The organism is Skermanella pratensis (assembly GCF_008843145.1).
Classification (GTDB): domain Bacteria; phylum Pseudomonadota; class Alphaproteobacteria; order Azospirillales; family Azospirillaceae; genus Skermanella; species Skermanella pratensis.
On sequence record NZ_CP030265.1, the window covers coordinates 2,598,798 to 2,613,036 of the forward strand.

A 14,239-nucleotide genomic window follows, 5' to 3' on the forward strand; every position below is an offset into this window, starting at 1 on the left:
CCAGCATTTGATAAGGCAGTGCCCTCGATCCGATGACGATCTGGCCGGTGGCGTATTCCGGCGGACAGGTCATTTCTGCCGTGATGCCCCCAAAGAGACCGGAAACTCGAATTCGCTCGTCAGGCATGCTGGAAGTGATCCCGGACCTCCTGCGTAAGTCGGTCGAGTTCCGTCGGGGCGAGGGCGCCAACCACGATGTACAGGTACCCGTTATCGTCCCAGGCGGCAACCTTAAGTCCCTTGCCCGGGTCGTACTGGACCGGGGCGCTCGCTGTCTGGTCGGACTTCGTGATGCACAGCGCGATCGGCTGCCGGTCCGGGGCGGAATAGAGCAGCTGCGCGATCGGCTGGTCGGCTTCCGCCAGCAGTCTGCCGCCTTCGAATATCCAACCTTCGGACGACAGGTCGGGAACCGTGAACTGCAGTCCGATGCGCGCACCCAGCCATTCCTCGATATGGTCTTTCCGCGATGCGGGGACTTCGGCCAGGTGTTCGGTCTCCGCCGCGTAGACGGAGTGATAGGCTGCGACGTCGGCCATGAAGTGCTCACGCCCGCTTCCGTGCGACGGAAACGCGGAGAGACCGGCTCCGACGACCAGGGCGACCATGGCGGCGACAAGGCCGGCCAGGAAGACCGGGTTCTTGACAATGCGCCCCTTGGGCCTGGGCTTGAGCAGGACGATGTTGTTCCTCGGCTCTTCTTCCGGGAAGGCGGACCGCAGCAAGGCGGCCGTGTCGCGCATGTCCCTGACCTTGGCCTGGGCAACGGGGTCGCGGGCAATGCCAGCCTCCACGGCCAGCCGTGTCTCTAGGGGCAATTCCTCGTCGACATAGGCGACAAGGATTTCATCTGTCAGTTCGATCATTTACGTTCCGTGCTCAGGGGCACCGCCGGGAGCCGGGTCGATCGGATAGCCGGTTCCTGGCGATCAGCCGGTTACCCCTTCATGGTCGCCGCGGCGACGATACTCAGGACTGATAGTGGGGCATCCGCTCCGACCGAATGGTGAAATCTTTCGGGGGTCAGCCAACTTTGCCGACCGGGGTGCCGACATGGCCCGAATGGGCTTGCCGCATCCGTTCCGCCAGGGCAAGGCGCGCGCGGGCCAGGCGGCTCATCAGCGTCCCGATCGGAATCCCGAGCACGTTGGCCGCTTCCTGATAGCTCAGCCCGTCGACGCAGACAAGCATCAGGGCGGCCCGCTGCTCCGCCGGCAAGCGCGCCATTTCCAAGCGCACACGGGCCAGGGTAGAACGGACATCGACCGTAGCCTCGCCATTCTCCCCGACGATCTCCAGGCCGGCCTCTATGGGGTCGGAAAGCTTGCTCCGCGCGCTGCGCTTCTCGTCGATCCAGGCGTTGTTGATGACCCGATACATCCAGCTTTCCAGACAGAGGATGCCGTCGTAAGCCTCGGGCTTGCGCAGGAGGCGTTCGCAGGCCCGTTGCACCAAGTCGTCCCCGGCATCGCGCGAACCCGTCAGGACCCGTGCAAAGCGCTGCAACTTCGGCAGTATGGCAACAATTTTGTCTCTCACGGCCCCGCCACCCAGTTCCAGTACCTGTCGGAATTATCACTGGAGATCGGAGCGGCAAGTCGGCCTTTCCGATCCCGGAGAACGCCAATAGGTAAAATTTTATAATAAATTTGGGAAATCTGATCGAGTGATTTCAGAGCTACCCATTTTTTGCAGGAGAGCAGAACTCGAAGTGACACCGGCACCATCCAGCGATTCAAGAAAAAGCTGATAAAATGGAAAACACATTTGGGGTTTCGGAATCAAGTACCTTGCTGGTAGTGAGCCAGTTGCGATCGGCCATGTACAAAGGGCAGATACACCGGAATATACCACAAGGTAATATTACTAATGGCAGTGGTGGACAGTATGTGCAAGCGCGGGTCAGGCTGTAGCGCCGTCAGACCGGATTGCCAAACTCCATTTCGGCAACTTCAGTCCGGATACCCGGGATTGAAAAACCCCTGCGTAGAAAGCTAAGCACGGGCCAGGGGAATTTACAGAATGCTTCCCCCGCCATGCCGGGATCGTCCCGCGCACAGGGGCTTGACGGCACCGCCGGGACGGCGTGGGTCGGGACCCGTGCGCGGATTGCCATCAAGCGTTTCGTCGGAGGCGTCTGCGCTGTACCGGAGTCCTTGCGGTGCCGCCGGAGCCCTGTGTCGGAACGACGGAAAGCCGAACCGCCGGCGTTTCCGGTTCTTCGACGAAGGCGGACCTGACCAGAGTGGAACTCAACTGCAGGAGATCTGCAAATTCTCTTGCTTCCGCGTTGCCCGCAAGCAAGGTTTCCACATAGTTTCGCCCATCCTGGTCCAACTCACCGTCAACATAGGCCATGATGAGGCCTTCATCGAGGCTGCCCTCGACGGTGCTGTAAAGCTGTCCCGCGACAAGCAGATTGTGCATAAAGTTTCTCCTGCGGATTGGGTGCTGCCAGTTGTCTGAGGTCGTCAAGTAGCAAGCGCCGCAATCATTTCTCTGGATTCATATCAAACATATGGTCTGCATGGAAGTTCCGGCTAACACCAGACTCTGACGACGCGTCTTCCGACAACCGCCGCAGTGGTGGAACTGGCTTGCCATCCCCGGCAGGGTAAGGCGTGATGAAGACAAACCATGAAGTCAGACCCCTTGGTGACGCTGGTCGGTTGTCCGATAGCTATCTCTATGACGAATTGGAATGCAACTTTTTCCCTGCCTGGTACGAAAATTTGTCATGGTGCTGGTCTTCCATGGACCGTTTTCTGCGAGCGAGCACCTAGGGCGTGGTACTGCAAACCCTGGGTATCACCTCGCCAGCAGGTGTAGCGTCTGGTCGTTCATCTACTCCAACTCTGACGCCACCAAGGTCCGGCAAAACGGAATCTGCTGTTTTTATTGAACTGTGGAAGAACTCCAATCTCTATCCTAGGACATGATCGTGTAGCTATTGAACGATCCCACCGGTAGGCTGGATTTTTCTTGGTAGGTCGTCAGGGAAACGGCTGAACCAAATGGCTATCCATGCCCCACCGTCATCCGCGTCGCCCCAAGCCACTCATTCCGGTTCCTTTCCCCCTGATCCGCCCGTCCGTATATATGACGATCCGGGAGAAGCGAAATTCCCGGGTATCCTTTTTCGACATGCCGGATCGAAAGGTCCGGGAGACATTCCAAACCGAAGGTCGGAGATTGCCGATGGCGAAAGCGACCACGGCGGGTTCCCGCCCGCCTTGTACATGCGGTTCATCTCAGGAGGCGTCCGGTACGGAACCGGCGAACATGCGCTGTCCAGGGTCGCGTCCAGGCCGGCGGGGAGTGCCGGATCGGGGGAAACTCCCTTCCGTCACCGTCAACTTGCTTAACAGTGCCAGCCGGCCGCGTAGCAAGCGGTTCCTGATCTCCTCGACCGAGGTGGAGAGCTGCGCCGCCGCTTCCCGGTAGCTCAATCCTTCAACGCAAACCAGCATGATGGCCAGGCGCTCTTCGGGAGGCAAAGCGTCCAGCTCGTGACGAACCTGCCGTGGCGATGAGTCATAAACGGATCTCTTCACTGCTTCCTCTTGCGAAATGGTCCGGTGCTCCACAGTCGCGAATGGAAGTAGCCTGCAAGGGCAATTAGACAACATATGGTTTCACGAAAACCAACTTCCGGCATCGTTGTAAAAAGCTCACGGGAGATACTTTGACGCGGGTCGAGGGCTATGCCTCGGCGCCGGATCTCATTTTCATTATGTTGGAAGCCATAAGGAGCTGCAGTGCCGAAACCTACCTCGTAGGCCGTAGGGGAAACCGCGTTGCGACAGGGCGATACCATTAGTCAGCGTCCTCACCGTATTGGCGCATACCTGGAATGCGTTTTTCGCTTATCGCGTTACTTTATTTCGTATGAGAACGGTATGACGGCTGAAGCAGCCTCATTATTGTGCAGACGATGTTTCAATCCGGCTGCCGAAGCGCTTTGTCCGTGGGCTGAAGCGGATTTGCTCACCCAAAGGATAGCCCCTCCGGTACACCACAAACAGCTCAAGCGGTATGACCAATTACACTTCCGCAGCCCTTCTACCGCTACCTTGCGGTGATTGCAGGAGGTGCGTGCATTGCAACAATGCAGTTTAAGAATAATTGTGTGCACAATCTTCTCTTGAAATGCCATCGGAAGACGTGTTTAGTTTCCTAACTGAACACAATCGCAATGGGGCAAGGCAGACTGCGCGATCATTGATGAGGCGCATCCCGTCGAACCCCAACATGATTGTCCGGCGAACGAGTTTATCGTCAAATTCCGGGAGAGCGATGGCAATGTCCGTTGTTTCGAAACCCGTTGTGTCAAGTCAGAGGCGGATCACGAAGTCCTACCTTGTGTTGCCCTGAGTTAGCCTGATCTACTCTTCTATTCAGTCCAATCACCCAGTACGACCGTTTCATTTGGTTTCGTACAATCTCCTGACCGGAGTACCAGCAGGAACCCTTCGGCCGGACAGGCCATTTGCGCCTGACCGTTCCAGTCCTCCGACCCGCATTGCTCGGGTCGCTGTCGAGTATTGCGCCGGCATGGAGATCTCGCGGGAGCTCAAACAGGCGATCGGAACACCGGGGAGATTTGAAGGACAGAAGGCAGGAAAGTCACGGAAAAGCCGCCCAGGTTCATGACAGGCCCTCGGGCAGGAGAGACCAAGGGCGGCCAATACAGAAGCGGGCCACAAGGCCTTTTCGGGAGGAAACATGAGAAGCCCAACAAGAATTGCCCGACGCGCCGCGTCGGCCGCAAGCGCGGTCGCTTTGTCCCTTCTGGTGGGGACCGCCATCTTTCCACCAGGCTCGGCAAAGGCCGGCGACGTTTCGCAGGACCGCCTGCTGAAGGCTCACGATGCGGAGCCGCAGAACTGGCTGCATCATCACCAGTCCTACAGCGGCCAGCGTTTTTCGAAGCTCGACCAGATCAACACGGGCAACGTCAAGAACATGAAGGTTGCCTGGACCATGGCGCTGGGCGGCATCGAGAAAGGCGGTATCTGGCCTCATGGCGGGCTCGAAGGAACGCCCATCGTCGAGGACGGCATGATGTATGTCACCGACGGATGGGGCAGCGTCTACAAGCTCGATGTCCATGGCGGGGCCGGCAAGCTCGTCTGGAAGATGGATCCCAAGACCGACAAGGAGTGGTCGGGTGCCGTCGCCTGTTGCGGCGTCAACAACCGGGGCGTGGCGCTCTGGAAGGACAAGGTGATCTCCCATACCCTCGACGGGCGGCTGATCTCCACCGACAAGGAGACCGGCGAGGTCGCCTGGGAGCGCAAGGTCGCCGATCCCGGCGTCGCCGAGACCATCACGGGCGCGCCTCTGATCGTCAAGGACATGGCGATCACCGGCGTCGGCGGGGGCGAGTACGGGATTCGGGGCTGGATCGCGGCCACCGACCTGAACGACGGCAAGGAGGTCTGGAGGCGGCACACCATTCCCGCGCCGGGCGAACCGGGGCACGAGACCTGGAAGGACGACTACGAGGCCTGGAAGACCGGCGGCGGCTCCACCTGGGTCACCGGCACCTACGATCCTCAGCTCGACGTCATCTACTGGGGAGTCGGCAATCCCGGACCCGACTGGGACAGCCAGTACCGGCCGGGCGACAACCTCTACACCAACAGCGCGCTGGCGCTGGACCCGGCCACCGGACAGATCAAGTGGCATTACCAATACACGCCGAACGACCCCTACGACTATGACGGCGTCTCGGAGCACGTGCTGGTCGACGAGACGATCCGGGGAGCGCCGCGCAAGCTCACGCTCCATGCCAACCGCAACGGCTTCGGCTATGCCCTGGACCGCGAGAGCGGCGACTTCCTTTGGGGGGCGAAGTTCGTCGACAAGGTGACCTGGACGCCGGGCCTGGACGAGAAGACGGGAAAGCCGCTCAACTACGACAGTTCGGCCCAGGTTCAGCAATATGCGGAAGGGACGGCGCCCAGCCGCGACAACCCGGTCGGCACGTCATGCCCCGGCAACATGGGCGGCAAGAACTGGCCGCCGACCGCCTATAACCCACAGCTCAAGCTCTGGTACATTCCGGTCATCGAGAGCTGCAACCAGATGCTGAACGAGGAGATCATTCCCGGCGAGAGCTACCAGCCGCGGGAGTGGTTCACCGGCGGAGGACCGCGTCAGCACGAACAGATCACCGGGAGCGTGACGGCGATCGACGTCACGACCGGCGAAGTCGCCGGCAAGTTCAAGACCCACTATCCGCTGCTCGGCGGCATGCTCGCCACCGCCGGCAACGTCGTCTTCACCGGCCATCCATCGGGGGAGATCTACGCGCTCGACGCGAAGACGCTGGAACAGCTCTGGACGTTCAATACCGGGTCGGGTGTCAACGCCCCGCCGATGACCTTCTCGGTGGACGGCAAGCAGTATGTCGCGATCCTCGTCGGCCTCGGGGGCGCTTGGCCGAAATGGTTCATCGACGGCACCAAGGGACTGGAGAAGGTCCAGCCCAGCAGCATGCTCTACGTCTTCTCGCTGTAGTCGGCCCGGGCAATCGGACCGGACGGGCGGCGCCCTGCGCCGCCCCCTTCCAAGAAGACCCCGAAGGATTCCGATCCCGAGGGGAGAATGCATCAGGATGCCCATGAGAACTGCCATCATTCGAAAGCTGCTGGTCCTGCCTGCCGCCGTCCTTCTTCTGCCGCTGCTCGGAGTCCCGTCGGCGACGGCGGCCGACGGCAAGGCGATCTATGAGAAGGCGAACTGCGTCGGCTGCCACAAGTGGCACGGCGGCGGTGGCGGCGGCTATGGCGGTGCCGCCCTGTCGCTTCGCACGACCCAGCTCGAGCGGGACCAACTGGTCGAGGTGGTCCGGTGCGGCCGGCCGGGAACGCGCATGCCCTTCCATGACAAGAACGCGTGGTCTTCCGGGGAGTGCTACGGCACGGACCCCAAGACGCTCGGCGACGAAATGCCGCCCCAGGCGGCGGAGTTCCTGTCGGAAGAGGAGATCGCCAGCGTCGCCGACTACGTCACGGCCAATCAGAAGGGCAAGGACAAGCCCGACCGCGCGGACTGCGTTTCCTTCTGGGGAGAGGGGGCAAAACAATGCCAAAGCTACAAGTGAGAGGGACCGCGTTCCTGTGGAGCGCCTGCATCCTGGCGGGCCTTGCGGCCTCGGCCGGCCCTGCCGCCGCCGCGGCCGATCCGCTGGAAAGCGATGTCCGCCAGGTCAGGGTCGGGGCGACGCTTGACGATAAGTCGGCTGCCGGCCTTGCCGGGTTCTCCTGTGCCGCCGGCGACGGCGCCGAGCTTGCGGACTGGTCCGATTACCGGCGCTGCCCCGCCGACGCCAGGGGACTGCGCGGCGTGCGCTTTGAATTCCAGGAGAACAAGACGCTGGCCCGGATGGCCGACCGCTGGGAGGGAACCAAGATCGCCGGCCATCCCGTGATCCTGACCATGGCCGTCAGCGATGCCGGCACGATCGAGGCCCTGCACATCGTGACCGACGAGAAAGCCAGCCCTTACCTCAGGAAGAAGGCTTTCCTGCTCTCGCTCAGGGTGCGGGAGCATTACGGCACCGACGGCTGGGCCTGCACCGACCTGCCGCGGCAGACGGGAGAAACGGAGATCGGGGCATGTTCATCAAGCAGGAGTGCCGCAAGGCCGTCGCCGGGCGCAGCCTGAAGATGGAAACCAGGTTGTTCCGTGGCCCCGGACAAGAGGGCAAGGCCTACGAGGACTCGGTGACCGTCGAAGTCACGCGGGCGTCCGCGTCATGACCGGGGCTGGCATCTGGATGCCGAGGTGGGGGATCGGCGCGGCCCTGGCCGTCTCCGTCGCCCTCGGCCCGGCGGCGCTTGCGCACAACAATCCCCAGATCAAGGAGACCCTGCTCCAGACAGTCACCGTCGAGGCCGCCGCGGAGCCGGCCAGCAGCGAGCCGTTCGACCTGAGCCCGCCGCCGCGCACCGTGGAAATGGTCTGGAAGATAGAGGGGGATAAGGCCGATGCCGTGCGCTTCTCGGTCGAGGCCGACGGCAAGACCGTGGCGACCGATGTCCACCACGGCAAGGTGACCCCGCGCATCAAGGCGGGACAGTACAGGCTGGTCGACATCACGGGCGCGTCGGCGCCCCTGAAGATCGGCGTCTTCGCGAACGTGATGGAAAAGAAGTAGCCGGCGCCACGCAACGCATAAGGTACTGGGAGGAAAACATGGGTACCAGGATCCCCGCATTGACGGTTTCCGTCTTTCTGGCGATGGGCGTGTCCCTTGCGCATGGTCAGACGCCGGTGACCACCAGGGCCGATTCGCCGCCGATATCCGATCCCAAGTTCGTCGAGCAAGCCACGGCCGCAGGCTTGGCGGAAGTCGAGGTCAGCAAGATCGCCGCGCAGAAAGCCACCAGCCCGGACGTGAAGGCTTTCGCCCAGGAGATGGTCCGCGACCACGAGACGGCGAACGCGGAACTCAAGAAGATCGCCGAAGCCAGCGGCTTCCCGACGGAAGGCAGCAAGGGTTCGCCGCCGACCACGGGCGAGCAGGGTGCGGCACTGCAGCCCGCCCAATCCCTTGAGACGCTGTCCGGAGCGGAGTTCGACCGCGAATACATGGTCATGCAGGTCAAGGACCATGACGATGCGGTGAAGCTCTACGAAGCGCAGGCCGCGAACAGCCAGGACGACGAACTCCGCGGCTTCGCCACGGCGCAGCTTCCGGCGCTGAAGCGCCACCTGGAGCGTGCGCGCGCCATCGCCGATCCCCTGATCGGCAGCGAGGCGGCGACTGGAACCACCGGCACCAAGTGATTGCGCATGGGATGGAGAGGGTGTCGGTCGCCGGCGCGGCCGGGCACCCGCTCCCGGATGCCGGGTGGATGCCGGCCTGAAACCACTCATTCCAGCTCATAACCAGAAGCCCATAACCTGAAAATGAGGAGACTCCGGCATGGCGGTCAATCTCACCGTGAATGGACAGCGGCACCAGGTGGATGTCCCGCCCGACACGCCGCTCCTCTGGGTCATCCGTGACGTGCTCGGACTGATCGGCACCAAATACGGATGCGGCATCGCGGCGTGCGGCGCCTGCACGGTCCATGTCGGCGCGGAGGCCGTCCGCTCCTGCGTCACCTTCGTCGGCGATATCGACGGCCCCGTGACAACGATCGAAGGCCTCGACCCGCAAGGCAACCATCCGGTGCAACGGGCCTGGCGCGATGCCAACGTGCCCCAGTGCGGCTACTGTCAGGCCGGCCAGATCATGCAGGCGGCGGCGTTCGTGGCGTCCACCCGGAACCCGGACGACCGCCAGATCTCCGAGGCGATGTCCGGCAACATCTGCCGGTGCGGCTGCTACCAGCGGATCCACGCCGCCGTGAAAGCGGCCAGCACGGGAGCATGACGCCATGCCGAAGCAAGCCCTCATCCAGAACGTCAGCCGCCGCGGCTTCCTCAAGGGCGTCGGTGCCGCGACCGGTTTCGTGGTGGCCCTCCAATTCCTGCCGCGGGGCGCCTTCGCGGCGGAAACCTACGCAACCGGGGCCGGCGAGATGCCGCACGGCACGGTCAACGATCCCCACGTGTTCATCAGCATCGACCCGTCGGGCACGGTCACGATCGTGACGCACCGCTCGGAGATGGGCACCGGCATCCGGACCAGCCTGCCCATGGTCGTCGCCGACGAGCTGGAGGCGGACTGGTCCCGGGTCCGGCTGACCCAGGCGCCGGCCGACGAGCCGCGCTACGGCAATCAGGACACCGACGGGTCGCGCAGCATGCGGCACTTCATCCAGCCCATGCGCCAGTGCGGCGCCGCCATGCGCCAGATGCTCGAAGAGGCGGCTGCCCGGGAATGGAAGGTGCCGGTCTCGGAGGTCCAGGCGGCTAACCACGAGGTCGTCCATTCCGGTTCGGGCCGCAGGCTCGGCTACGGGGATCTCGCCCAGGCTGCCATGGATCTCCCGACGCCGCCCCTCGACCAGCTCAAGCTCAAGAAGGATGCCGCCTTCCGCTACATGGGAAAGGGCAACATATCGATCTACGACCTGGACGACATCATCACGGGCAAGGCGCAGTACGGCTACGACACCATGCTTCCCGGCATGAAGTTCGCGGTCGTGGCGCATCCGCCGGTGGTCGGCGGCAAGGTCAAGTCCTTCGACGCGTCGGAGACCCTGAAGGTTCCCGGGGTGGAGAAGGTCATCGAAATCCAGACCCAGGACCCACGCGTGAAGTTCACGCCGCTTGGCGGCATCGCCGTGGTGGCGAGCAACACCTACGCCGCCATGAAGGGCAAGGAAGCCCTGAAGATCGAGTGGGACGACGGACCGAACGCGTCCTACGACTCCGCCGCCTACAAGGCCGAGATGGAGAAGACGGCCCGCCAGCCGTCGAAGATCGTCCGCAACGAGGGCGATCCGGAAAAGGCGTTTTCCGCCGCAGCCAGGAAGGTGACGGCGGAATACTACGTCCCCCATCTCGCCTGCGCCCCCATGGAGCCGCCGGTGGCGACGGCCGTTGTCGGCAACGGCCAATGCGAGGTCTGGGCTCCGCTTCAGTATCCCTACGGCGCGCGGGAGGACTTGGCGAAACTGCTGAACCTGCCCATGGACAAGGTGAAGGTCAACGTCACGCTTCTGGGCGGCGGCTTCGGGCGCAAGTCGCAGGCCGACTTCGCGCAGGAGGCGGCCCTGGTGTCGCAGGCGCTGGGCGGAGTGCCGGTGAAGCTCGCCTGGAGCCGGGAAGACGATATCCAGCACAGTTTCTACCATACCGTCTCGCTCGACCACCTGGAGGCGGCGCTCGACGAGAAGGGCAAGGTCACGGGCTGGCTGCACCGCACCGTGGCGCCGTCCCTCATGTCCACCTTCATGCCGGACCCGAAGCACGAGCACTCGCTCGAACTCGCCATGGGCGTGGTCGACGTCCCCTTCGCGATCCCCAACATCCGGTGCGAGAACGGCGAAGCGGCTGCCCATACCCGGATCGGCTGGTTCCGGTCGGTCGCCAACATCCCGCACGCCTTCGCGGCACAGTCCTTCGTGGCCGAGCTCGCCCACAGCCTCGGCAGGGACTCGAAGGATTTCCTCCTGGAACTGATCGGGCCGGCCAGGAAGCTGGACATCGGCAAGACGGGGATGGTGGAGGAGTTCTGGAACTACGGCGATCCCTACGAGACGTATCCGATCGACACCGGGCGCCTCGCCAATGTCGTCAGGGTCGCGGCGGACGGGATCGGGTGGGGCCGCACCCTGCCGAAGGGGCACGGCCTCGGCATCGCCGCGCACCGCAGCTTCCTGTCCTACGTGGCGACCGCGATCGAGGTCGCGATCGACGACCAGGGGAACCTGTCGGTCCCTCGGGTCGACACCGCGATCGACTGCGGCTTCGCGGTCAATCCGGAGCGTATCCGGTCGCAGATCGAGGGAGCGGCCGTGATGGGCATGAGTTCGACCATGTTCAGCGAGATCACCTTCGAGAAGGGCCGGGCGGTCCAGGCCAACTACGACACCTATGAGGTCGCCCGCATCGACACGTCGCCGCTCGACGTGCGCACGCACATCATCCCCCACGGGTACGATGTTCCGGCGAGCGGCGTCGGCGAACCGGGGGTGCCGCCCTTCGCGCCGGCGCTGTGCAACGCGATCTTCGCGGCGACGGGCAAGCGCATCCGGACCCTGCCGATCGGCGGGCAGGACCTGAGGGCGATCTGACGTCAGCTTCACGCGGTGCTCGAAAGCCGCCGGGCCTCTCCTCGGGGAGAGGTCCGTCATCGGCCCCTTGGCAGGGCCGCGCAATCAATGGGGAAAGAACATGTTGGAACGTCCCGGCTTGCTTCCGCCCGTCCTGGCACTGGCCCTCGTGCTCGCGGGCGGGAGCCTTGCCGCGCAGACCATGTCCTCGACCGATACGATGCCCATCCGGGTGCGGGGCGAAATCTCCGGCGTCGAGGCGGGCCGCGTCACCGTTCAGAACCGCGACGGCGGCGTGACCGAACTGAAGCTGGCTCCCGACGCGAAGGTCTTCACCCTGACCCCGACGGACGCCAAGTCGGTAGCCACCGAAGCGTTCATCGGGGCTGCCGGCGCCTCCGAGCAGAAGGAGAGGATCAAGGCCGCGGTCGTGGTGGTCTATCCGCAGGGTGCCACGGGCGAAAGCTCGGACTATCTGACCTGGGACCTGACCCCGGACAGCACCATGAGGAACGGCGTCGTCCGAAGCGTCGAGAGCGGGCCGGACGGGCAGGTCGTCGCTCTCTCCTACCCCCAAGGGGGCTCCACGGTCGTCATTCCGCCCGAGGCCACGGTGATGGCCCTGGCGCAGGCCGACCATAACCTTCTGCGGAAAGGTGCCCAGATCTTCGTGCCTTCGGCGGAGAAAGGATCCGATGGCTCCTTGGAAGCCGACATGGTGGCCGTGGGGACGGACGGGTTCAAGCCGCCGCTATGAGGCCGATCGGCGGATGGGCCAGGTCCGGGCCTGCGCCGGGGGAGCGCCGCCGTTGCTGCGTGATCCCAGGATCATCTCGGCCGCCCAGGTGACCAGGAGGGAGGTATAGGCCGCCTGCCAGGCCTTTTCCGTCAGTCCATGATCGGCATCCGCGATCACACGGTATGTCAGGGAGCGGCTCCTGTCGAAGGCGGTGCGGTAGTTGGCGATGACGGGGTGCGGGATGATGGTGTCGCGCTCGCATTCGACGACCAGCGCATCGCCTTCGTAGGCTGCGCAGGCGGCGAGGGCGCGGTTGTCCTCCGGCCGTACCCGCTTCCGGCGATAGGCGGCTATCTCGTCGCGGTTCAGCCGCTGCTTGGGCAAGGCCCAGTCCTCGTCGCGATAGAGAGCGGGTGCGCGCAGGGCCAGCCATCGGACCGGCCGCAGGGAAGTGAGGATGGTGGCGAGGTAGCCGCCGTAGCTGCTGCCCACCACCGCGATCGCCGATGCATTCACCGAAGGGTGGCGTGCGAGCGTGTCGTAGGCGGCCAGCAGGTCGTTCAGGTTTTCTTCGCGCGTCACGGTCTCGTACTGTCCTTCGGTCCGCCCGTGCCCGCGCAGATCGATCGTCAGGCAGATGCAGCCCAGCGTCGCGATCTCTCGCGCCCGCGCCAGATAATGTTCCTGGGTTCCGCCCCAGCCATGGACGAACAGCACGCCTGGCAAGGAGGTTTCCGGCGTCACGAGGGTTCCGGCGATGCTCTGGCCGCCGACAGGGATGTCGATCGCTTCATCGGTCGTCGTCATGGGGTTCCAACATGCTGTACTTGAGGAGAGGGCCGGTGCGGTCGTCGATGCCGTTGAAATAGACTGTCGCGCCCGGCGGCGGCGAATAGCCTTCGCCGTAGACTTCGATCGTCGCGGCGCGTAGCGCGCGGGCTGACGGGTCGGCGCGGAAGCCTTCGACCACCGCCAGCTCGGCGCCGCTGGCTCCGCCCATGCGCCACGATTGCTCCAGCACGCCGGTACGGCGCCTGCCGTTGCCGACCAATCCAATCGCGATGTCGTAGTTCCGGCGCGAGACGATCATGCCCGGAAAACTTCTCATCGCCGCGCCGTCATAGATTCGAGCCTGGGCGACCGCCTCCTGTGCTCCGTCGGGCAACGGCAGCGACAGCAGGCTGTCGAAGCCGCCTCGCGCCGCCAGCAGGTCGGTGCCGCCGTAGGCCAGGTTGCCGTGGTTGTCGGGCGTGAGCCGCTGGGTCCCGAAATAGCTGATGACCAGATCGGCGACGCGGACCTGGCCGACGCTGCGGGTTTCGACCTTTTCCAGATTCTCCTCCAGCACCAGCCCGTATGTCGCGAGCTCCTGCGGATCGACGGCTTCAACCAGGGGAGCCAGCTCGCGGGCGTCGCGCACGACCGTCTGGCCCCTGCCGCCTTTCTCCCGGACGGGCTTGACCCGGACCGGTCCCTCGGCCAGCAGGCGGCGGCACGCCACATCGGCGTCGGCGGCGCTGAACACCGTGAAACCGGGCAGAACAGCGTCCCGGATCCGGTGCCCGAATTCATGCGACCAGCCCACGGGTGCCGCGGCGCCAGGTTCCACAGTCGGGTGGGAGATGGCCTTGGTGGCGACGAAGGCATATGGCACGATGCCGCCGAACAGGTCGTCCTCGGTCGCGATGGCAAGCTGGTCGGCAATATCCGTACCGACCAGGGTGTCGTCGGGGACGTAGTATAGCGGCGGAGCGTAACGCCCGGATGGCTCGAAATCCCCGCATAACGGAAGTTCTTCACCTGCGCCAGCTTGCGGGCG

Annotated in this window: 13 protein-coding genes and 1 pseudogene; 8 read left to right on the forward strand and 6 right to left on the reverse strand. The window is 63.9% G+C overall.

Annotated elements, in window-relative coordinates; translation table 11 throughout:
• Positions 1-119: 119 nt before the first annotated feature.
• From DPR14_RS11745 to DPR14_RS29100, 4 genes are all read right to left on the reverse strand, one after another.
• Entirely contained in the window at positions 120-866 is a 747-nt protein-coding gene (locus DPR14_RS11745) for an anti-sigma factor family protein (protein WP_158045302.1), read from the reverse strand.
• A gap of 157 nt (positions 867-1,023) precedes the next feature.
• Positions 1,024-1,539 (reverse strand): RNA polymerase sigma factor, encoded by a 516-nt coding sequence (locus DPR14_RS11750; RefSeq protein WP_211103972.1) that lies wholly within the window; start codon positions 1,537-1,539, stop codon positions 1,024-1,026.
• 576 nt (positions 1,540-2,115) lie between these two features.
• Positions 2,116-2,427 (reverse strand): anti-sigma factor family protein, encoded by a 312-nt coding sequence (locus DPR14_RS11755; protein WP_158045304.1) that lies wholly within the window; start codon positions 2,425-2,427, stop codon positions 2,116-2,118.
• Positions 2,428-3,251: 824 nt separating this feature from the next.
• The gene (locus DPR14_RS29100) at positions 3,252-3,629 is read right to left on the reverse strand and encodes an RNA polymerase sigma factor (RefSeq protein WP_158045305.1); all 378 of its coding nucleotides are present in this window, start codon (positions 3,627-3,629) and stop codon (positions 3,252-3,254) included.
• 1,153 nt (positions 3,630-4,782) lie between these two features.
• On the opposite strand from DPR14_RS29100, the gene DPR14_RS11765 reads away from it, so the two are divergent.
• The 8 genes from DPR14_RS11765 (at position 4,783) to DPR14_RS11800 (ending at position 12,438) form a co-directional block, all read left to right on the forward strand.
• On the forward strand, positions 4,783-6,525 hold the full coding sequence (locus DPR14_RS11765) for a PQQ-dependent dehydrogenase, methanol/ethanol family (RefSeq protein ID WP_211103973.1): 1,743 nt from the start codon (positions 4,783-4,785) through the stop codon (positions 6,523-6,525).
• A gap of 103 nt (positions 6,526-6,628) precedes the next feature.
• Positions 6,629-7,111, forward strand: coding sequence for a c-type cytochrome (locus DPR14_RS11770; protein WP_192499430.1), 483 nt, complete (start codon positions 6,629-6,631; stop codon positions 7,109-7,111).
• Complete coding sequence (locus DPR14_RS11775) at positions 7,093-7,674, forward strand: hypothetical protein (protein ID WP_158045308.1); 582 nt, start codon at positions 7,093-7,095, stop codon at positions 7,672-7,674. Before DPR14_RS11770 ends, DPR14_RS11775 begins: the two co-directional genes overlap by 19 nt.
• A gap of 91 nt (positions 7,675-7,765) precedes the next feature.
• A complete protein-coding gene (locus DPR14_RS11780; protein ID WP_158045309.1) occupies positions 7,766-8,167 on the forward strand; it encodes an early set domain-containing protein in 402 nt (133 codons plus the stop codon).
• A 38-nt stretch (positions 8,168-8,205) separates the two neighbouring features.
• Entirely contained in the window at positions 8,206-8,799 is a 594-nt protein-coding gene (locus DPR14_RS11785; protein WP_158045310.1) for a DUF4142 domain-containing protein, read from the forward strand.
• A gap of 139 nt (positions 8,800-8,938) precedes the next feature.
• Entirely contained in the window at positions 8,939-9,391 is a 453-nt protein-coding gene (locus tag DPR14_RS11790) for a (2Fe-2S)-binding protein (RefSeq protein ID WP_158045311.1), read from the forward strand.
• A 4-nt stretch (positions 9,392-9,395) separates the two neighbouring features.
• The gene (locus tag DPR14_RS11795; protein ID WP_158045312.1) at positions 9,396-11,702 is read left to right on the forward strand and encodes a xanthine dehydrogenase family protein molybdopterin-binding subunit; all 2,307 of its coding nucleotides are present in this window, start codon (positions 9,396-9,398) and stop codon (positions 11,700-11,702) included.
• A gap of 100 nt (positions 11,703-11,802) precedes the next feature.
• Positions 11,803-12,438, forward strand: coding sequence for a hypothetical protein (locus tag DPR14_RS11800; RefSeq protein ID WP_158045313.1), 636 nt, complete (start codon positions 11,803-11,805; stop codon positions 12,436-12,438).
• Here DPR14_RS11800 and DPR14_RS11805 read toward each other — a convergent pair.
• A complete protein-coding gene (locus DPR14_RS11805; RefSeq protein WP_158045314.1) occupies positions 12,433-13,227 on the reverse strand; it encodes an alpha/beta hydrolase family protein in 795 nt (264 codons plus the stop codon). The genes DPR14_RS11800 and DPR14_RS11805 overlap by 6 nt on opposite strands.
• Positions 13,211-14,149 (reverse strand): annotated as a pseudogene (locus DPR14_RS11810) (DUF3182 family protein); the annotation flags it as partial. The gene DPR14_RS11805 and the pseudogene DPR14_RS11810, both read right to left, overlap by 17 nt.
• Positions 14,150-14,239 lie beyond the last annotated feature (90 nt).